A 19,713-nucleotide genomic window follows, 5' to 3' on the forward strand; every position below is an offset into this window, starting at 1 on the left:
TATTAAAGGCGCTTCACCTGATAGGTAAGCGCCTGTTTATCAACGTAATTATTGATAGGTCATTGTGAAGGTCACGTTGCTGTTCACGCTACCAGCAGTGATATCGTTTGTGCCTTTGGCCCAGTCAGCGCTGGGAACATAGGCCACGCGATAGGAGAGCGTGCCTTCACCAGTACTGGTGTCGGCGGCTTGGGTATTGTTGCCAGCGAGCCCGATGTTAATACGAGTTTTATCTGCGCTAGCGTTGTTGTAGAGCGCCAGGTTGACGTTGTTAGCGTGGCCTGCCACGGTGGGGTCGCTTTTTAGCGTACCGTTAGTGAGATCGGCAAACTGCTGTGAGGTAAAGGTGGCGGAGGCGCTCGCTTGTCCGTCCGGGCAATTAGTGAGCTTCAATTCGAATTCTTTATCACCCACCCCTTTATCGAGGGTTGTGCCTTCAACATCGGTTTTCTGTACGACAGGGAGTGAAATGGTGACATTGTTTGCATCAACGCCGTTATTGGTTGTGATGGTACAGGTCGTATCCGTGACTGCGCCATCAAAAGTAATAAGACCTATATCAGCAGCCTGTGCTGAAAGAGAACCCATTGTCGCTACGGCGAAGGCAGTAGCCAGTGTTGTTTTATAAAACATATATAACGTCCATTTATGAGTGATGATAAAAATTAATTCATTTAATTTCCTGACAACACTTTGGATTATATGTGCGGATTGCAATCCTTTGTCGTTATATTTTCTAAAAGGCTCGTTAAGTTATATTTGAATTTAGGTGATGTACGCCTCAACAATGCTGGCTTGCAACATCATCTGTAGCCATTTTATGCGGCTTAGCGCAGATTTTGAGAAAAGGATTAATCCAAGAAAGTGGGAGACAATTCGCAATAGATAAAGCGATGATGGGTTATACTAATTTATTAAATGTATTATGATGTCCTGTTACATGGAATAAAATGTGCGGAGATAACCTGACTCAGGCTGTCCCCGCAATTTGCCTCAAGCTACCTGTACCGGAATGGCTTTCGCGGTGCGTTTCATTTCGTTGTCGCCTTCGAAATAGGCAACGTTCGGGCGCCAGGTACGCGCTTCTTCATCACTCATGGTTACGAAGCTTGCGATGATAACGATATCGCCTACGTCAGCGTTGTGCGCCGCAGCGCCGTTGACGGAGATGATTTTCGAACCGCGTTCAGCCGCGATAGCGTAGGTGGAGAAACGCTTGCCGTTGTTCACATTCCAGATATCAATGGCTTCGTTTTCCAGAATACCGGCGGCGTCGAGGAAGTCCTGGTCAATCGCGCAGGAACCTTCATAGTGCAGGTCGGCATGCGTGACTTTCACGCGGTGGAGTTTGCCCTGCAGCATTGTGCGAATCATAGCGTTTACCTTTAATTCTTAACGGAAACAAAGCAGTTCGCGACTGCTTTGAGAAATTTCGCAGGCAGTATTGCCCGATTTATACCAGGTGTCCATATGCGATTAACCTTGCTTACGATTAATTGCGCATCGACACGCATAACCTGCTGCAAACGGTATCGTCATTGCAGAATGACGCCCCGGAGTCAGCGCTAATGCGCCTCGCCCGGGTTGCCCGATTGTAGCCCGGCCAAGCGAAGCGCCACCGGGAAGGGCACGAAAATTACAGTTCTACGCTCTGGTTATCAATCAGACGCGCCTGGCCCAGCCACGCCGCCATCAGGATCACCGCACGTTTGCTGCTGTCGGTCAGGTCAAGCAGGGTATCGGCATCGCGAATCTGAATATCATCGGCGCGGAAGCCTTTCTCGTTCAGTTCCTGCTCGGCGATCGCAATCATCTCGCCCTGATCACGCTCACCGGCTTTCAGTTTTTCTGCCATGCGGCTCATCACCTTGTACAGACCTGGCGCGATTTTACGCTGGTCTGCGGTGAGGTATCCGTTACGGGAACTAAGTGCCAGACCGTCTTTGGCGCGGATAATCGGGACGCCGACGATCTCAATATCGTAGCCAAGATCGGCCACCATCTTGCGGATCAGCGCCAGCTGCTGGAAGTCTTTCTCACCGAAGCAGGCGATATCCGGCTGAATCAGGTTGAACAGCTTGCTGACGATGGTTGATACACCACGGAAGTGGCCTGGGCGGCTTGCCCCTTCCAGCATGGTGGAGAGGCCTGGTACATCAACGAAGGTCTGGCCTTCCAGGCCCTGCGGATAAATCTCTTTTTCCGCCGGAGCAAAGACGAAGTCGACTTTACGTTTGTTCAGCTTCTCGCAGTCTTCCTGCAGCGTACGCGGATAGCGTGCCAGGTCTTCAACACGGTCGAACTGCATCGGGTTAACGAAGATGCTGACCACCACCACGTCTGCACGGGTTTTGGCTTCTTCAACCAGCGTCATATGACCGTCGTGCAGGTTGCCCATAGTGGGAACCAGCGCAACGCGTTTACCTTCCTGACGCAAACGGCGAATATGCTGGCGCAGCAGCGGCAGGGTTTCAATAATTAACACAACAAGACTCCTTAAATACGATGCCTGATGGCGCTTCGCTTATCAGGCCTACGCGTGCCGTTATAGGCCGGATCGGGCGCGAAGCGCCGCCATGCGGCGTAATGGCGAGCAGGCCGATAAATTAATGGAAACTGTGTTCTTCACCCGGATAAACACCGGACTCTACTTCGGCAATATACTGCCGTACCGCGGCGCGCATGTCGCCCGCTTCGGTGAGGAAGTTTTTGGCGAATTTAGGAATATGGCCGCCGGTGATGCCGAACGCATCGTGCATCACGAGGATCTGTCCGTCGGTGACATTGCCCGCGCCGATGCCGATAACCGGAATCGACAGCGCCTCGGTGACGCGTTTTGCCAGCTCAACCGGTACGCACTCCAGTACCAGCAGTTGAATACCCGCGGCTTCCAGCGCCAGCGCGTCATCCAACAGCACCTGGCCTGCGTCACCGCGGCCCTGAATTTTATAGCCGCCGAACACGTTAACCGACTGCGGGGTTAATCCCAGATGGCCACAGACCGGTACCGCACGCTCGGCCAGCATTTTGACGGTGTCGGCAAGCCACGCGCCGCCTTCAATTTTGATCATATTGGCCCCGGCGCGCATCACCGTGGCGGCATTTTCGAAGGTTTGTTCCGGCGTGGCGTAAGCCATAAAAGGCAGGTCGGACAGCAGCAGACAGTTCGGCGCCCCACGGCGCACGGCGCGAGTGTGGTAGGCGATGTCTTCAACGGTCACAGGCAGGGTGGAATCATGGCCCTGAACGGTCATGCCAAGAGAGTCGCCAACCAGCATCACGTTGATGCCTTCGTCTGCGAACAGTTTGGCAAAGCTGTAGTCGTATGCCGTGATGGTCGCAAAGCGTTTTTTCTCTTGTTTGCATTTCTGCAATAAAGCGATGGTGGTAGGTTTCATAATAATCCCTGATGGTAAGATCGTATTACCCGGCATTCTAACAGCCGAAATCAGGGGGGCAATGACTTTAGGCAAACGATATCAGGTAGAGCAGGGATCGCTAAAAAAGGTAGGGCACGCTACCAGCGCGCAGGGCAGTTTTCCGCCACTGCATCAAGGCGCTGACGCAGGCTGATGCCATCAGGGAAGATAAGCTCAGGGGCAATTTCGAACAGCGGCCACAGCATAAAGCCGCGGTTGTGCATGTCGTAGTGCGGGACGGTCAGATTATCGGTATGAATAATTTCCTGACCAAATAGCATGATGTCTAAATCGAGGGTACGCGGACCCCAACGTTCGGCTTTGCGCTGGCGCCCCTGCTGCAGTTCGATACGCTGGGTATGGCTGAGCAGCTCGTCGGCGGCGAGCGTAGTTTCCAGCGCCACGGCGGCGTTCAGATAATCGGGTTGATCCTGTGGGCCTAACGGTGGCGTGCGGTAATACGAGGAGACCGCCACGATACGGCTGTCGGGAATATTACCGATCGCCTGCACGGCAGCATTAACCTGCTCCAGAGGAGAGGCTAAATTACTGCCGAGCGCAATGTATGCGAGGGTCACGAGGAGCCTTCACGACGCGGTGCGCGTTTGCGCGGTCGGCGGTGACGACGACGGGTATCCGGTTCATCGCCCAGCTCGTTGAGCATATCTTTCTGAGCCGGCGGCGCAACCACCTGGAACTCGCCCCACCATTGGGTCAGACGCTGCAGTTCGCCGTTGTGCTCGGCTTCGGCACGCAGGGCCAGCAGATCGTATGCCGCACGGAATTTTGGATGCTCCATCAGCTTCCAGGCGCGTTTACCCTGACGACGGGACATCCGCAGCTGCAGCTGCCAGATATCACGTACCAGCGTGGTAATACGTTTTGGAATCGCCAGCGAGCGGCAGGCTTCATCCAGCACTTCGTTCATCGCCAACGCAAAGGCATCGTAATAGGCCAGCCCGCTCTCCTGCGCGATTTTCTGCGCCATCTCCAGCAGCGGATACCAGAACATCGCGGCGAACAGGAATGCCGGATTAACGCGCATATCGTTGCGAATACGGGTATCAGTGTTCTTCAACACCTGAGAGATGATGCGTTCCATCGGGCTATCACCGTCTTCAGTGAAGTAACGGGTGATGGTCGGGAACAGCGGCTGGAACAGATTGTATTCGCGCAGCAGCTTGTAGGTTTCGAAACCGTAGCCTGCCTGCAGCAGCTTGAGTGCTTCTTCGAACAGGCGCGCTGGCGGCACGTCGTTCATTAAGGTTGCCAGACGCGGAATAGGCTCAGCGGTTTCCGGGCTGATACGCATATCCAGCTTCGCGGCGAAGCGTACGGCACGCAGCATGCGCACTGGGTCTTCACGGTAGCGGGTTTCCGGGTCGCCAATCAGACGAATCACGCCGTCGATCAGATCCTGCATACCGCCAACGTAGTCACGAACGGTGAAGTCCGCCACGCTGTAGTAAAGGCTGTTGATGGTGAAGTCGCGGCGCTGGGCGTCTTCTTCGATGGAACCGAAGATGTTGTCGCGCAGCAGCATGCCGTTTTGCCCACGCTGTGAGGTGGTGCGATCGGACTGGCCGTCTTCGTGGTGACCACGGAAGGTGGCGACTTCGATAATTTCAGGGCCGAACATGACGTGCGCCAGACGGAAGCGGCGACCAACCAGACGGCAGTTGCGGAACAACTTGCGGACCTGGTCAGGCGTGGCGCTGGTGGTCACGTCGAAATCTTTTGGCTTTTTGCCCAGCAGCAGGTCGCGAACGCCGCCGCCGACGAGGTAAGCCTCGTAGCCAGCTTTGTTCAGACGATAAAGAACCTTGAGGGCATTCTCGCTGATATCTTTGCGGGAAATAGCGTGCTGCTCGCGCGGAATAACGGTCATAGCAGGTTTAGCGACGGCGTTTTCAGCCTCGCTTTCCTCACGGCTTAGCACCTTGCGGCAAAAATTAGCGACTCGGGTAAAAATGGTGCACCTCGGTAATATCAGTATCCAGGACAAAAAAATAGCGGCTAATCATAGCTCAGCATTACGCATTTGAGAATGGCGGATTGATCTTCGCCGTCTCGGGCACCTGTGCAAGCGACCAACTGGCGACCGCATTTTGCAATATTTCCGCCGTGCTGAAATCCTGCCATTGCGCCGGAATATCCTGGCCTAAAAAGCGTAGCGCCTCGATAAGTACGGGGCGTGGATCGCCGGTTGGTAGGGCAGGTGCATGATTTTGCTTAGAAAGTTTAGCACCATCTTCATTCAATGCCAGCGGCAGATGAATATAGTCAGGTGCCTGCCAGCCAAACTGCTGGTAGAGCGAAATCTGCCGTACGGTGGGTTCAATTAAATCCGCACCACGCACAATTTCTGTGACCCCCTGAAACTGGTCATCGACCACCACCGCGAGATTATAGGCAAACAAACCATCACGTCGATGAATAATGAAATCTTCGCGAGCGAGACGTTCATCGGCCTTGATAGTGCCGCGCAGCAGGTCGGCGAATTCGGTCACCGGGTGCGTTTGACGCAGACGCAGGGCCGCGTTTTCGGGGCCGTGGTTAAGGTCACGGCAGTGTCCGTCATAGGTGCCGCCTATGCTTTGAATACGAGCGCGCGTACAGGTGCAGTAGTAGCACAGGTTCTGGCTTTTCAACCATGCGAGGGCTTCACGATAGGCATCGTGCCGCTGCGATTGCCAGAGGACGTCGCCGTCCCAGTGGAGGCCGTAATGTTCCAGCTGATGCAAAATGGTGGTTGCAGCACCGGGAACTTCACGAGGAGGATCGATATCTTCGATGCGAACTCGCCAGATACCCTGCTGGGCACGAGCTTGTAGATAGCTTCCCAGTGCAGCAATGAGCGAACCAAAATGCAGTTCACCGGAAGGGGAAGGGGCAAATCGCCCTATATAAGGTTGTATCGACATGATTATTGCAATAAAAAACAACAAGGCGGGAGAGATTCCCGCCTTGAAGATAGAGAGTTAGCGTTCTCTTAACCTGCCATCTGCTTTTCGCGGATTTCTGCCAGCGTTTTGCAGTCAATGCACAGGTCAGCCGTCGGACGTGCTTCCAGACGACGAATACCAATTTCAACACCACATGATTCGCAGTAGCCGAAATCTTCATCTTCGACTTTCTTCAACGTCTTCTCGATCTTTTTGATCAGCTTACGTTCACGATCGCGGTTACGCAGTTCGAGGCTGAACTCTTCTTCCTGCGCGGCACGGTCTACCGGGTCCGGGAAGTTTGCAGCTTCGTCCTGCATGTGAGTAACGGTGCGATCGACTTCATCCCTAAGTTGATTACGCCATGCTTCAAGAATACGTCGGAAGTGCGCCAGTTGGGCTTCGTTCATATACTCTTCGCCCGGTTTCACCTGGTACGGCTCCACCCCTGCGATGGACAGAATACTCAGGGACGATGTTTTACGGTTTTGCCCTTCTTGCATGTTGTTTCTCCTTAACACGCACTATCGATCCCCGTGTTCGGGGGAAAAATCAGGCCGCTATAAATAACAGATGCTTTTCCACATGGCAATTATCTAAACGTAACACTTGACAATGCTGTGAGGAAAAGCGTATTTGCGCCGCAGCCCGAACACTTTCTATGCAGATACCCCCGGTGATAACGCAATGGGTAACGGCGATATCAGAGTCATATTATCGGCAGAAAGTTCCGCTTTATAAGCCAAAATCTCCACCCCCTGTTTTTGTGCTTCAATAAGCAGTTGTGCATATTTAGCATCAATATGGTGTGCAGGAGAGAAATATTCAATGGCTGAGTGCAAGATAGTAAACAGTAAAACAGCGCGTTCGCCGCTAGCGACTACGCCCATCAGCTCGCGTAAATGCTTCTGTCCGCGCACGGTCACCGCATCCGGAAAGTAGCCAAATTCATTTTCCGCAAGTGTGACTGACTTCACTTCAATATAGCAGTTGGGACGATCATCTGCCTGTAACATGATGTCGATTCTGCTGTTTTCTTCGCCGTATTTCACTTCGCTTTTCAGGATGTTGTAGCCGGTCAGCTCGGGGATACTATTGGCCTGAATGGCCTCTTTTGCCAGCGTATTTGCCCGTAGCGTATTGACGCAGATGAACGCCCCTTTTTGTGTTTGAGTTAATTCCCACGTATGTGGATATTTCCGTTTGGTATTTTCTGAAGTGGAGTACCAAACGGTATCGCCTGGCGTGGCGCAACCGGTCATCGCGCCGGTATTTGGGCAGTGCAGCGTGAAGGTTTCACCTTCCGGCGTGACGACATCGGCGAGGAAGCGTTTGTAGCGTTGAATCAGCGTGGCGTGCTTGAGCGGTGGCGTAAACTTCATACGTTTTCCTTATTATGATTCGTTGAGCGTCCAGCGCTGTAATGGCGTGTATTTTGTGCGTCCCCGGACAAAGCGTGATTCGTAGAGCACAAATTCGGTCACCGGAAACGTCCAGAGAAAGCCGGGTGCGGGGATAGGCACCGCCTGTGCGGCGTTGCGCAGCAGCGTCAGGTGCGGGTGAAACGGCTGCGGGCTTTGATAACAGCCGCTGCGGGCGGCCTGAGCGCGAAGCATATTGGCGAGCTGTAGCAGCCCGCGCGGCGGCTGACGCGTACCAAGCCATACGACGCGGGAGCGCAGCCACTGTCCGGCATCATCCAGATTCAGCGTAAAACCCGGCTGACGGATACGTCCTGCCATGGCGGCCAGCGCACGCTGCTTTTCCTCGCTCACGTCCCCCAGAAACGCCAGCGTGATGTGCAGATTAGCCGCGACGACGGGTATCCCGGCATCGGCAGGGAAATTATCGGCACGCCACTGCACCAGCTGCTTCTGGATAGGCTTTGGGATCTCAACGGCGAAAAACAGCCTTTTTGACTCTGACATGGTGGGGACTCGGTTATGAATTGAGGCGATGCTACAATGTCCGCCGTTTAATGTTAACCCTCTGGAGCCATTCGTGTCCCTGTTGCCGGTCGCAAGCATCCTTCCTCAACTCCTTCATGCCTTACAGCAATCGCCCCAGGTGCTGCTGAACGCGCCAACGGGTGCGGGTAAATCCACCTGGCTGCCGCTACAAATTTTACGCGACGGCGGCATCAACGGGCGCATTTTGCTGCTGGAGCCGCGGCGTCTGGCGGCCCGCAACGTCGCGCAGCGCCTGGCTGAGCTGCTGGGTGAGAAGCCAGGGGAAACGGTCGGCTACCGTATGCGTGCGGAAACCTGCGTGGGGCCAGCTACCCAGTTAGAGGTCGTGACCGAAGGGATCCTGACGCGTATGATCCAGCACGATCCCGAGCTGTCGGGCGTGGGGCTGGTGATCCTCGATGAATTTCACGAACGCAGCCTACAGGCCGACCTCGCGCTGGCGCTGCTGCTGGATGTTCAGCAGGGGCTTCGCGATGATCTCAAGCTGCTGATCATGTCGGCCACCCTCGATAACGACAAGCTTCAACGCCTGCTCCCGGATGCGCCTGTGGTAATTTCCGAAGGTCGTGCGTTTGCGGTGGATCGTCGCTATCAGTCGCTGCCCGCGCACCAGCGCTTTGATGAGGCGGTGGCTATCGCCACGGCAGAACTGCTGCGCAATGAAAGCGGTTCGCTGCTGCTCTTTTTACCCGGCGTGGGTGAAATTCAGCGGGTGCAGAACCATCTGGCTGAGCGCGTGGCCGATGACGTCCTGCTCTGTCCTCTATACGGCGCACTGCCGCTCAGCGAGCAGCGCCGGGCGATACTTCCCGCGCCGCAGGGCAAGCGGAAGGTAGTGCTGGCGACCAATATTGCTGAAACCAGCTTGACCATCGAAGGTATCCGCTTAGTGGTGGATAGCGCCCAGGAGCGCGTAGCGCGCTTTGATGTGCGCAGCGGACTGACGCGCCTGATAACCCAGCGCGTCAGTCAGGCCTCAATGACCCAGCGCGCCGGGCGTGCGGGGCGTCTGGAGCCCGGCGTGTGCGTGCATCTGCTGGCAAAAGATCAGGCCGAGCGTGCGACGGCGCAGAGCGAAGCGGAAATTTTGCAAAGCGATCTCTCCTCGCTGCTGCTCGAACTTTTGCAATGGGGTTGTAACGACCCGTCGCAGCTGAGCTGGCTGGATACGCCTCCTGCGGTGAACCTGGCTGCGGCGCGTCGTCTGTTAACGCAGCTTGGGGCGCTGGCCGACGAGCGCTTAACGGCGAAAGGGCAGAAAATGGCGGCGCTGGGGAACGATCCACGCCTTGCGGCGATGCTGGTGGCGGCAGATAGCGACGATGAAGTCGCTACGGCGGCACGGTTGACGGCCATTCTGGAAGAGCCCCCACGCGGCGGCAGCGGCGATCTCATGCAGGCTTTTACCCGTTCGCAGGGGGCGTGGCAGCAGCGTAGCCAACAGCTCTGTAAGCGCCTGAATCGCCGGGCCGGGCAGCCGGACAGCGACGCGATTCCCGCGCTGCTGGCACAGGGTTTCCCCGATCGTATCGCCCGCCGACGCGGGCAGGAAGGGCGCTACCAGCTTGCCAACGGCATGGGGGCGATGCTAGACGCCGACGATGCGTTGAATCGCCACGAGTGGCTGATTGCGCCGCTGCTGTTACAGGGCAATGCCTCGCCAGATGCGCGAATCTTGCAAGCCTGCGCGCTGGATATTGATGCGCTGGTGGCGCGCTGCCCGCAGCTGATTCAACAATCTGACACCATTGAATGGGATGATACCCAGGGCACGCTGAAAGCGCTGCGCCGAAGCCAGATTGGCCAGCTAACGCTAAGCGTGCGTCCGCTGGCGAAACCGTCGGAAGAGGAACTGCATCGGGCGATGCTCACCGGTATTCGCGAGAAAGGATTAAGCGTGCTCAACTGGACGAACGAAGCGGAACAGCTACGCTTGCGTCTACAGTGCGCCGCGCGCTGGCTGCCGGAAGATGCCTGGCCAGCGGTAGATGACGCGTCGCTTTTGGCAGCGCTGGAAAGCTGGCTGCTGCCGCATATGAGCGGCGTTCACTCGTTGCGCGGATTGAAATCGCTGGATATTCACCAGGCGCTGCTCGAGTGGTTGCCCTGGTCATTACGACAACGTCTGGTGAGTTTGCTGCCAACTCATTACACTGTGCCTACAGGAAGCCGGATTGCCATTCGCTATGATGATGAAAATCCTCCGGCTTTGGCGGTGCGTATGCAGGAGATGTTTGGTGAGGCCAGCACGCCGACGATTGCCGAAGGGCGGGTTGCGCTGGTGCTGGAACTGCTCTCACCGGCGCAGCGCCCGCTGCAAATTACGCGTGATTTAAGCGCGTTCTGGCAGGGCGCGTACCGGGAAGTGCAAAAAGAGATGAAGGGGCGCTATCCGAAGCACGTCTGGCCGGACGATCCGGCAAACACCGCGCCAACGCGGCGGACGAAAAAGTATTCGTGATTTTCTCCCTCTCCCTGTGGGAGAGGGAACGTGTTGCATAAAATTGAGAGATATCTTCTTCTGTCTCGTGACAGAAGAATTGAGAATCAGGCCTTTATGCCTGAATGTTGCGGAGAGAAAGCATGGCGGGGAATGACCGCGAGCCGATTGGACGTAAAGGCAAGCCTGCACGTCCGGCAAAGCAAAAGGTAAGCCGTCGACAGCTCAGAGATGATGAGTATGACGACGATTATGATGATGATGGCTATGACGATGAAAAGCCTCGCTCGCGTAAAGGCGGCGGAAAGGGCAAGAAACCGCGCGGCAAACACCGCTGGTTCTGGTTCCTGGTAAAGCTGGGCATCGTTTTTGCCGTGCTGATGGCCATTTATGGCGTCTATCTGGATCAAAAAATCCGCAGCCGCATTGACGGTAAAGTCTGGCAGCTTCCGGCGGCGGTTTATGGCCGCATGGTGAGCCTTGAGCCGGATATGCCGATCAGCAAAAAAGAGATGGTGCAGCTGCTGACGGCGACCCAGTATCGCCAGGTCACGGCGATGACGCGGCCCGGTGAATTCACCGTGCAGGCGAACAGCATTGAGATGATCCGTCGCCCGTTCGATTTCCCGGATAGTAAAGAAGGGCAGGTGCGCGCGCGTCTGACCTTCTCTGGCGATCACCTGGAAACCATCGAGAACCTGGACAGCAACCGCCAGTTCGGTTTCTTCCGCCTCGATCCGCGCCTTATCACCATGATGTCCTCGCCAAACGGCGAGCAGCGTCTGTTTGTGCCGCGCAGTGGCTTCCCGGATCTGCTGATCGATACGCTTATCGCGACCGAAGACCGTCACTTCTACGAGCATGACGGTATTAGCTTCTACTCAATGGGACGCGCAGTGCTGGCGAACCTGACCGCCGGTAGAACGGTGCAGGGGGCAAGTACGCTGACCCAGCAACTGGTGAAGAACCTGTTCCTCTCCAGCGAGCGTTCCTACTGGCGTAAGGCGAACGAAGCCTACATGGCGCTGATCATGGACGCCCGCTACAGCAAAGACCGCATTCTTGAGCTGTATATGAACGAGGTGTACCTCGGTCAGAGCGGCGACAATGAAATCCGCGGCTTCCCGCTGGCGAGCCTGTACTACTTTGGTCGTCCGGTGGAAGAGCTGAGCCTTGACCAGCAGGCGCTGCTGGTGGGCATGGTGAAAGGGGCATCGGTTTACAACCCGTGGCGTAACCCGAAACTGGCGCTGGAGCGTCGTAACCTGGTCCTGCGCCTGCTGCAACAGCAGAAGGTCATCGATCAAGAGCTTTACGACATGCTGAGTGCGCGTCCGCTGGGCGTACAGCCACGCGGCGGGGTGATTTCACCGCAGCCAGCGTTTATGCAAATGGTGCGTCAGGAATTGCAGGCTAAGCTGGGCGATAAAGTGAAAGATCTCTCCGGCGTGAAGATCTTTACCACCTTCGACTCTGTGGCGCAGGATGCGGCAGAAAAAGCGGCAACCGACGGCATTCCGGTGCTGAAGAAACAGCGCAAACTCAGCGACCTTGAAACCGCAATGGTTGTGGTCGACCGCTTCAGCGGTGAAGTGCGGGCGATGGTTGGCGGTGCTGAACCGCAGTTTGCGGGCTACAACCGTGCGATGCAGGCGCGTCGTTCGATTGGTTCTCTGGCTAAGCCAGCGACCTATCTAACGGCGTTAAGCCAGCCGAACCAGTATCGTCTGAACACCTGGATTGCCGATGCGCCAATTGCGCTGCGACAGCCGAATGGTCAAGTATGGTCACCGCAGAACGATGACCGTCGCTATAGCGGTCAGGTGATGCTGGTGGATGCGCTGACGCGTTCCATGAACGTGCCAACCGTTAACCTCGGTATGGCGCTGGGTCTGCCAGCGGTCACCGATACCTGGCTGAAACTGGGCGCGCCGAAAGATCAGCTTAACGCCGTTCCGGCGATGCTGCTGGGGGCGCTGAACCTGACGCCGATTGAAGTGGCGCAGGCGTTCCAGACCATCGCCAGCGGCGGTAACCGTGCGCCATTATCGGCGCTGCGTTCGGTGATTGCGGAAGACGGTACCGTGCTGTACCAGAGCTACCCGCAGGCTGAACGTGCCGTTCCGGCGCAGGCGGCTTATCTGACGCTGTGGACCATGCAGCAGGTTGTGCAGCGCGGTACTGGTCGTCAGCTGGGTGCGAAATACCCGAACCTGCATCTGGCAGGGAAAACCGGGACCACCAACAACAACGTCGATACCTGGTTTGCCGGGATTGACGGTCGTGAAGTGGTGATCACCTGGGTAGGCCGCGATAATAACCAGCCAACCAAGCTGTACGGTGCCAGCGGTGCGATGTCCATCTACCAGCGTTATCTGGAAACCCAGTCGCCTATCGCGCTGGATCTGACGCCGCCGGAAGATGTGGTGAACATGGGCGTGGACGACGGCGGTAACTTCGTCTGCGGCGGCGGGGGCACGCGTATGCTGCCGGTCTGGACAACCGATCCGGATTCGCTCTGTCAGCAGAGCCAGCAGGCTATCGAGCAGCAGCAGTCAGCGAACCCGTTTGACTCGTCTTCTTCACAACCGCAGCAGCAGCAACAGCAGCCGCCAGCGCAGGAGAAGAAAGACAGCGACGGCGTAGCGGGCTGGATTAAGGATATGTTCGGCGGCAACTAAAGTTGCACCCGGCATTATACCCAGCTGTAGCCCGGACGAGGCGTTTACGCCGACTCCGGGATAGCTCGGTGCCAATCACAGCATCACCGTATCAGTACTAAGCCCCAGCCTTGCGCAGGGGCTTTTTTATCCCTAAGTTTTTTCTTTTTCTTAACGCCATTATTTCATCTGTTTAATTCTTAACCCCTTAATTCTGGTAGGGACTTATATCGCTTGCTATGCGTGCAATGCATGACCTATTATTCCCATCGTTATAATAATAATTCTCGTTTACGTTATCATTCACTTCATCAGAGATATACCAATGGCGCGTTTTAAAACTGCTCAGCCAACCCACTCGCTGCGTAAACTCGCGGTTGTAGTAGCCACGGCGGTTAGCGGCATGTCTGTTTATGCACAGGCTGCAGAAAAACCAAAAGAAGAAACCATCACCGTTACCGCAGCTCCGGCTGCTCAGGAAAGTGCCTGGGGTCCGGCGGCAACGATTGCGGCAAAACACTCTGCGACAGCAACCAAAACGGATACGCCGATTGAGAAGACTCCACAGTCTGTTTCGGTGATTACCCGTCAAGAGATGGATATCCGTCAGCCAGCGACGGTTAAAGATGCGATGGCCTATACGCCAAGCGTTTTCTCCACCCGCGGCAGCTCATCAACTTATGATGTGGTTTCCATTCGTGGTTTTACCTCGCCGACGACGGTTAACACCAACCAGTATCTGGATGGTATGAAGCTTCAGGGCAATAACTACTCTGAAATTTCGATGGACCCGTATTTCCTGGAACGCGTTGAAGTGATGCGCGGGCCAACCTCTGTGCTGTATGGCAACAGCAACCCAGGCGGTATCGTGAGCATGGTCAGCAAGCGCCCGACCACCGAACCGCTGCGCGAAATTCAGTTCAAGATGGGCACTGATAATCTCTGGCAGACCGGTTTTGACTTTAGTGATGCTATCGATGATGCAGGCGTATGGTCTTACCGTCTGACCGGTTTAGGCCGCAGCCAGGATGCGCAGCAGGATATGGCGAAATCGAGTCGTTACGCCATTGCACCGTCTTTCAGCTGGCGCCCGGATGATAAGACAGATTTCACTTTCCTGAGTAACTTCCAGAGCGATCCGGATGCGGGTTACTACGGCTGGCTGCCGCGTGAAGGTACAGTTGTTCCTTACGTTGACGCGAACGGCAATTCCCACAAGCTGCCGACCGACTTCAATGAAGGCGAGAAAGATAACAAAATGCAGCGCCGCCAGCAGATGGTGGGCTACAGCTTCTCTCACGAGTTCAACGATACCTTCACCGTGCGCCAGAACCTGCGCTACGATCAAGTGAAAACTCTCTACCGTTCGGTATATGGTTATGGCTATATCAATCCTGGCCAGATCCAGCGCAAGTATGTGCGCTCTGACGAGAACCTCAATGCCTTCACTGTTGATACGCAGTTGCAGTCCAACTTCGCCACGGGCGATGTTGATCATACGCTGCTGACTGGCGTTGACTATTCTCGCATGCGTAACGATGTCGATGCGCTGTATGGCGATGCCAGTGCCCTGGATATGAGTAATCCGCAGTATGGCAATCCTGACGTCAAGATTACGTCTCACTATGCCGTACTTAACCGTATGGAGCAGACTGGTCTGTATGCGCAGGATCAGATGGAGTGGAATAAATGGGTGCTGACGTTGGGCGGTCGTTATGACTATGCGATGGCTTCAACCCTGACCCGCTCCAGCAGCTCTCTGGCGCAGAATCACGACCAGCAGTTCACTTGGCGTGGTGGTTTGAACTACCTGTTTGATAATGGTATTTCCCCGTATTTCAGCTATAGCGAATCTTTCGAACCGACTTCTGGCTCGACCAAAGAAGGTAAGCCATTCGATCCTTCTCGTGGTAAGCAGTATGAAGCTGGCGTGAAGTACGTACCTAAAGATATGCCAGTCGTGTTGACCGCAGCGGTATATCAGTTAACCAAGAATAAGAACCTGACCTCCGATCCGAACGATACTACAGGCTGGTATAGCGTTCAGACTGGGGAAATTCGCTCTCGTGGTATTGAATTAGAAGCGAAAGCAGCGGTTAACGAAAATATTAATGTGACGGCTGCCTATAGCTATACCGATGCCGAATACACTGAAGATACAACCTTCAATGGTCAGCGTCCGGCAGAAGTACCACGTAATCAGGCATCTCTGTGGACTGACTACACCTTCTACGATACGGCGTTGAGTGGCCTGACCTTCGGTGCGGGTGTGCGGTATACCGGTTCAACCGTGAGCTACTACAAAAACGTGACTGCGCAGAAAAATGAAGCGTTTAACGTGGCCGGTTATACCGTAGCCGATGCAATGGTGAAATACGATCTGGGCCGCTTCGGCCTGCCGGGTTCGTCTGTTGCCGTTAACGTCAATAACCTGTTCAACCGCGAATACGTCTCCAGCTGCTATAGCGAATATGCATGCTACTGGGGCGCAGAGCGTCAGGTTGTTGCTACCGCAACGTTCCGTTTCTAACCACCTCCAGGGCGCGGATTTTCCGCGCCCTTTAACATGTTGACGGTTATGCAGGACAACACAACTCATTCTGATACGACCTTTTCTCTGGAACAGGTCGTTTTTCGCGTTCCAGGCCGTACGCTTCTTCATCCTCTTTCCTTAACTTTTCCTGCGGGCAAAGTGACCGGTCTTATCGGTCATAACGGCTCGGGCAAATCCACGCTGCTGAAAATGCTTGGCCGCCATCAGCCGCCGTCGGAAGGGGAGATTCTGCTCGACGGTCAGCCGCTGGCGAGCTGGAACAGCAAAGCGTTTGCCCGTAAGGTCGCTTATTTACCGCAGCAGCTGCCGCCCGCAGAAGGGATGACCGTACGTGAACTGGTGGCAATTGGTCGCTACCCGTGGCACGGCGCGCTGGGACGTTTTGGCGTGGCTGACAGAGAGAAGGTGGAAGAAGCGATTTCGCTGGTTGGCCTAAAACCGCTGGCGCATCGCCTGGTGGACAGCCTCTCCGGCGGCGAACGTCAGCGTGCGTGGATAGCCATGCTGGTGGCGCAAGACAGTCGCTGTCTGTTGCTCGATGAACCAACTTCGGCGCTGGATATTGCTCATCAAGTTGATGTGCTAGCGCTGGTGCATCGCCTGAGCCAGCAGCGCGGTCTGACGGTCGTTGCTGTCCTGCACGATATTAATATGGCGGCGCGCTACTGCGATTATCTGGTGGCGCTTCGCGGCGGTGAAATGATTGCTCAGGGAACGCCTGATGAACTGATGCGCAGCGACACGCTGGAGCAGATTTACGGCATTCCAATGGGCATTCTGCCGCATCCAGCCGGTGCTGCACCGGTAAGTTTTGTCTATTGATGACTGATTCGAATTTGATAAACCGTCGCCGTTTTCTGGCGGCGATGGCGCTCTCGCCGCTGCTCTGGCAGATGCAAAAAGCGCAGGCTGCGCCGGTGAATGCCGAACGTATCGTGGCGCTGGAGTGGCTGCCCGTCGAGCTGATGCTGGCGCTGGGCGTAACGCCCTACGGCGTGGCGGATATCCCCAACTACCGCATGTGGGTCAACGAGCCGGTGCTGCCGGACTCGGTGATTGACGTCGGGCTGCGTACCGAACCTAATCTTGAACTGCTGACCCAGATGAAGCCCTCTATGCTGGTCTGGTCTGCAGGTTATGGTCCTTCACCGAAGATCCTCGCGCGAATTGCACCGGGCCGAAGCTTTGCCTTCAGCGATGGCAAACAGCCGCTGGAGCAGGCGCGCCGCTCGCTGCTGGAAATGGCAGACCTGCTCAACAAGCAGGATGTGGCCCATCGTCATCTGGCGAAGTTTGATGCCTATATCGATAGCCTGAAGCCACGTTTTGCACAGCGCGGCGAACGCCCTCTGCTGATGATGTCGCTGCTCGATTCTCGCCATATGCTGGTGTTTGGCCCGAACTGCCTATTCCAGGAGATTCTCGACCGTCTGGGTGTGAAAAACGCCTGGCAGGGTGAAACTAATTTTTGGGGCAGTACGGTGGTCGGTATCGACAGGCTGGCGGCGTACAAAGACGTGGACGTTCTCTGCTTTGATCATGGCAATGAGGCTGATATGCGCCGCCTGGCCGCCACGCCGTTATGGCAGGCGATGCCGTTTGTGCGCGCCAACCGCGTGCAGAACGTCCCGGCGGTGTGGTTCTATGGTGCGACGCTGTCGGCGATGAACTTCGCTCGCATCCTCGATAATGCATTAGGAGGTCAAGCGTGAAAACGACCCGCTCTCCTTTTGCCTCTGTGTTGCTGCTGGCGCTATTTATCCTCGCGCTGGCGCTGACCTGGTTTAACTTCAACCTGGCACTGCCCAACGCGCTTTGGTTCCAGGCAATGCGTCAGCCGGATATCAACGCCATTGACCAGATGCTGTTCCACTACAGCCTATTGCCTCGTCTGGCCATCTCTCTGTTGGTGGGGGCGGGTCTGGGGCTGGTGGGCGTTCTGTTCCAGCAGGTGCTGCGTAACCCGCTGGCTGAGCCAACGACGCTTGGCGTGGCAACCGGTGCCCAACTGGGGATGACGATAACCACGCTGTGGGCGATACCGGGCGTGCTGACTTCGCAGTTTGCCGCCCTGGCGGGTGCCTGTATCGTGGGCGCGCTGGTGTTTGGTGTGGCGTGGGGTAAACGTCTCTCGCCGGTGACGCTGATTCTGGCCGGGCTGGTGGTGAGCCTGTACTGCGGCGCAATCAACCAGCTGATGGTGATTTTCCATCACGACCAGCTGCAAAGCATGTTCCTGTGGAGCACCGGGACGCTGACGCAAACCGACTGGAGCGTGGTACAGCGTCTGTGGCCACAGCTGTTGGGCGGCGTGATGCTGACGCTGCTGCTGCTGCGCCCGTTAACGTTGATGGGCCTGGATGACGGCGTGGCGCGCAACCTGGGGCTGGCGCTGTCGCTGGCACGTCTGGGCGCGCTGACGCTGGCTATCGTTATCAGTGCGTTCCTCGTCAATGCGGTGGGGATTATTGGCTTTATCGGCCTGTTTGCGCCGCTGCTGGCGAAGATGCTCGGCGCACGACGTTTGCTATCCCGACTGATGCTGGCACCGCTGATTGGTGCGCTGATTCTGTGGCTTTCTGACCAGCTTATTCTCTGGCTCACCCGCGTGTGGATGGAAGTCTCTACCGGCTCCGTGACCGCGCTGATTGGCGCACCGCTGTTGCTTTGGCTGTTACCTCGACTGCGTAGCATGAGCGCACCGTCAATGAACGCCAGCGATAGCGTGGCAAATGAACGTCAGAACGTGCAGTGGTTTGCGCTGGGCGGTTTGGTGATTCTGCTGGCGGCGATGTTCGTTGCCCTGTCGCTGGGGCGCGATGCGCACAGTTGGCACTGGGCGAGCGCTACGCTGCTTGACGAGCTGGCGCAGTGGCGCTGGCCGCGCATTGCGTCGGCATTGATTGCGGGTGTGATGCTGGCGGTGGCGGGCTGCATTATTCAGCGCTTAACGGGTAACCCGATGGCGAGCCCGGAAGTGCTGGGGATAAGCTCCGGTGCGGCGTTCGGCGTGGTCTTGATGTTGTTTGTGGTGCCGGGCAACGCGTTTGGTTGGCTGCTACCCGCGGGGAGTCTGGGGGCGGCGGTGACGCTGCTGATTATCTTGATTGCCGCCGGGCGCGGTGGATTTTCGCCGCATCGCATGCTGCTGGCGGGGATGGCGCTCAGTACCGCATTTACTATGCTGCTGATGATGCTGCAAGCGAGCGGTGACCCGCGCATGGCGCAGATCCTGACGTGGATCTCCGGTTCAACCTATAACGCGACCGGTGAGCAGGTGGTGCAGTCGGCTATCGCGATGGTGATTTTACTGCTGCTGGTGCCGCTGTGCCGTCGCTGGTTAACCATTCTGCCGCTGGGCGGTGAGACGGCGCGGTCTATCGGGATGGCGCTCTCTCCGGCACGTATCGGCCTGCTGCTGCTGGCAGCGTGCCTGACGGCGGCGGCCACGCTGACCATCGGGCCGCTAAGCTTTGTTGGGCTGATGGCGCCGCATATTGCGCGCATGATGGGCTTCCGTCGTACGATGCCGCATATTGTGATTTCCGCGCTGATCGGGGGACTGATGCTGGTGTTTGCCGACTGGTGTGGACGCATGCTGATGTTCCCGTATCAGGTGCCAGCAGGGCTGCTGTCGACCTTTATCGGTGCGCCGTACTTTATCTATCTGCTGAGAAAGCAGAGCCGGTAGGTTTCCCGGCGTCGCTGTGCTCGGCCGGGCTACA

The 19,713-nt window shown here is 56.3% G+C and carries 16 protein-coding genes; 6 read left to right on the top strand and 10 right to left on the bottom strand.

What is annotated here, in order from left to right; translation table 11 throughout:
• Positions 1 to 48: 48 nt before the first annotated feature.
• From GKAS_RS03060 to thpR, 10 genes are all read right to left on the bottom strand, one after another.
• Positions 49 to 633 (bottom strand): fimbrial protein, encoded by a 585-nt coding sequence (locus tag GKAS_RS03060; protein WP_051910716.1) that lies wholly within the window; start codon positions 631 to 633, stop codon positions 49 to 51.
• A gap of 360 nt (positions 634 to 993) precedes the next feature.
• Entirely contained in the window at positions 994 to 1,374 is a 381-nt protein-coding gene (gene panD / locus GKAS_RS03065) for an aspartate 1-decarboxylase (RefSeq protein WP_035891933.1), read from the bottom strand.
• Between the two features lie 262 nt (positions 1,375 to 1,636).
• Entirely contained in the window at positions 1,637 to 2,485 is an 849-nt protein-coding gene (panC, locus tag GKAS_RS03070) for a pantoate--beta-alanine ligase (RefSeq protein ID WP_035891934.1), read from the bottom strand.
• Positions 2,486 to 2,606: 121 nt separating this feature from the next.
• Positions 2,607 to 3,398 (bottom strand): 3-methyl-2-oxobutanoate hydroxymethyltransferase, encoded by a 792-nt coding sequence (panB, locus tag GKAS_RS03075; protein ID WP_035891935.1) that lies wholly within the window; start codon positions 3,396 to 3,398, stop codon positions 2,607 to 2,609.
• A gap of 119 nt (positions 3,399 to 3,517) precedes the next feature.
• Entirely contained in the window at positions 3,518 to 3,997 is a 480-nt protein-coding gene (gene folK, locus GKAS_RS03080; protein ID WP_035891936.1) for a 2-amino-4-hydroxy-6-hydroxymethyldihydropteridine diphosphokinase, read from the bottom strand.
• On the bottom strand, positions 3,994 to 5,391 hold the full coding sequence (pcnB, locus tag GKAS_RS03085; protein ID WP_202209294.1) for a polynucleotide adenylyltransferase PcnB: 1,398 nt from the start codon (positions 5,389 to 5,391) through the stop codon (positions 3,994 to 3,996). The genes folK and pcnB overlap by 4 nt, the downstream gene beginning before the upstream one ends.
• 61 nt (positions 5,392 to 5,452) lie before the next feature.
• Positions 5,453 to 6,343, bottom strand: coding sequence for a tRNA glutamyl-Q(34) synthetase GluQRS (gene gluQRS, locus GKAS_RS03090; protein ID WP_035891938.1), 891 nt, complete (start codon positions 6,341 to 6,343; stop codon positions 5,453 to 5,455).
• A gap of 68 nt (positions 6,344 to 6,411) precedes the next feature.
• Positions 6,412 to 6,867 carry an RNA polymerase-binding protein DksA gene (gene dksA, locus GKAS_RS03095; protein ID WP_035891939.1) on the bottom strand — a complete coding sequence of 152 codons (456 nt, stop codon included), beginning with the start codon at positions 6,865 to 6,867 and terminating at the stop codon, positions 6,412 to 6,414.
• Positions 6,868 to 7,023: 156 nt separating this feature from the next.
• Positions 7,024 to 7,746, bottom strand: coding sequence for a DNA/RNA nuclease SfsA (gene sfsA, locus GKAS_RS03100; RefSeq protein ID WP_035891940.1), 723 nt, complete (start codon positions 7,744 to 7,746; stop codon positions 7,024 to 7,026).
• A 12-nt stretch (positions 7,747 to 7,758) separates the two neighbouring features.
• Entirely contained in the window at positions 7,759 to 8,292 is a 534-nt protein-coding gene (gene thpR, locus GKAS_RS03105) for an RNA 2',3'-cyclic phosphodiesterase (protein ID WP_035891941.1), read from the bottom strand.
• 73 nt (positions 8,293 to 8,365) lie between these two features.
• Between thpR and hrpB the strand changes: the two genes are divergently transcribed.
• The 6 genes from hrpB to fhuB all read left to right on the top strand — a co-directional run bounded on the left by hrpB (position 8,366) and on the right by fhuB (position 19,679).
• A complete protein-coding gene (gene hrpB / locus GKAS_RS03110) occupies positions 8,366 to 10,795 on the top strand; it encodes an ATP-dependent helicase HrpB (RefSeq protein ID WP_035891942.1) in 2,430 nt (809 codons plus the stop codon).
• A 122-nt stretch (positions 10,796 to 10,917) separates the two neighbouring features.
• Entirely contained in the window at positions 10,918 to 13,455 is a 2,538-nt protein-coding gene (gene mrcB, locus GKAS_RS03115) for a bifunctional glycosyl transferase/transpeptidase (RefSeq protein ID WP_035891943.1), read from the top strand.
• Positions 13,456 to 13,759: 304 nt separating this feature from the next.
• Complete coding sequence (fhuA, locus tag GKAS_RS03120) at positions 13,760 to 15,964, top strand: ferrichrome porin FhuA (RefSeq protein WP_035891944.1); 2,205 nt, start codon at positions 13,760 to 13,762, stop codon at positions 15,962 to 15,964.
• Positions 15,965 to 16,012: 48 nt separating this feature from the next.
• The gene (gene fhuC, locus GKAS_RS03125) at positions 16,013 to 16,810 is read left to right on the top strand and encodes a Fe3+-hydroxamate ABC transporter ATP-binding protein FhuC (protein ID WP_035891945.1); all 798 of its coding nucleotides are present in this window, start codon (positions 16,013 to 16,015) and stop codon (positions 16,808 to 16,810) included.
• Positions 16,810 to 17,700 (top strand): Fe(3+)-hydroxamate ABC transporter substrate-binding protein FhuD, encoded by an 891-nt coding sequence (gene fhuD / locus GKAS_RS03130; protein ID WP_035891946.1) that lies wholly within the window; start codon positions 16,810 to 16,812, stop codon positions 17,698 to 17,700. The genes fhuC and fhuD overlap by 1 nt, the downstream gene beginning before the upstream one ends.
• Entirely contained in the window at positions 17,697 to 19,679 is a 1,983-nt protein-coding gene (gene fhuB, locus GKAS_RS03135) for a Fe(3+)-hydroxamate ABC transporter permease FhuB (protein ID WP_035891947.1), read from the top strand. Before fhuD ends, fhuB begins: the two co-directional genes overlap by 4 nt.
• The last annotated feature ends 34 nt before the right edge of the window (positions 19,680 to 19,713 follow it).

The organism is Kluyvera ascorbata ATCC 33433, assembly GCF_000735365.1.
GTDB lineage: Bacteria > Pseudomonadota > Gammaproteobacteria > Enterobacterales > Enterobacteriaceae > Kluyvera > Kluyvera ascorbata.

Coding starts and splice junctions, on each gene's coding strand:
- gluQRS (WP_035891938.1), bottom strand. CDS start 6,343: ATGTCGATACAACCTTATATAGGGCGATTTGCCCCTTCCCCTTCCGGT.
- panD (WP_035891933.1), bottom strand. CDS start 1,374: ATGATTCGCACAATGCTGCAGGGCAAACTCCACCGCGTGAAAGTCACG.
- fhuC (WP_035891945.1), top strand. CDS start 16,013: ATGCAGGACAACACAACTCATTCTGATACGACCTTTTCTCTGGAACAG.
- mrcB (WP_035891943.1), top strand. CDS start 10,918: ATGGCGGGGAATGACCGCGAGCCGATTGGACGTAAAGGCAAGCCTGCA.
- thpR (WP_035891941.1), bottom strand. CDS start 8,292: ATGTCAGAGTCAAAAAGGCTGTTTTTCGCCGTTGAGATCCCAAAGCCT.
- fhuA (WP_035891944.1), top strand. CDS start 13,760: ATGGCGCGTTTTAAAACTGCTCAGCCAACCCACTCGCTGCGTAAACTC.
- sfsA (WP_035891940.1), bottom strand. CDS start 7,746: ATGAAGTTTACGCCACCGCTCAAGCACGCCACGCTGATTCAACGCTAC.
- fhuD (WP_035891946.1), top strand. CDS start 16,810: ATGACTGATTCGAATTTGATAAACCGTCGCCGTTTTCTGGCGGCGATG.
- panB (WP_035891935.1), bottom strand. CDS start 3,398: ATGAAACCTACCACCATCGCTTTATTGCAGAAATGCAAACAAGAGAAA.
- dksA (WP_035891939.1), bottom strand. CDS start 6,867: ATGCAAGAAGGGCAAAACCGTAAAACATCGTCCCTGAGTATTCTGTCC.
- GKAS_RS03060 (WP_051910716.1), bottom strand. CDS start 633: ATGTTTTATAAAACAACACTGGCTACTGCCTTCGCCGTAGCGACAATG.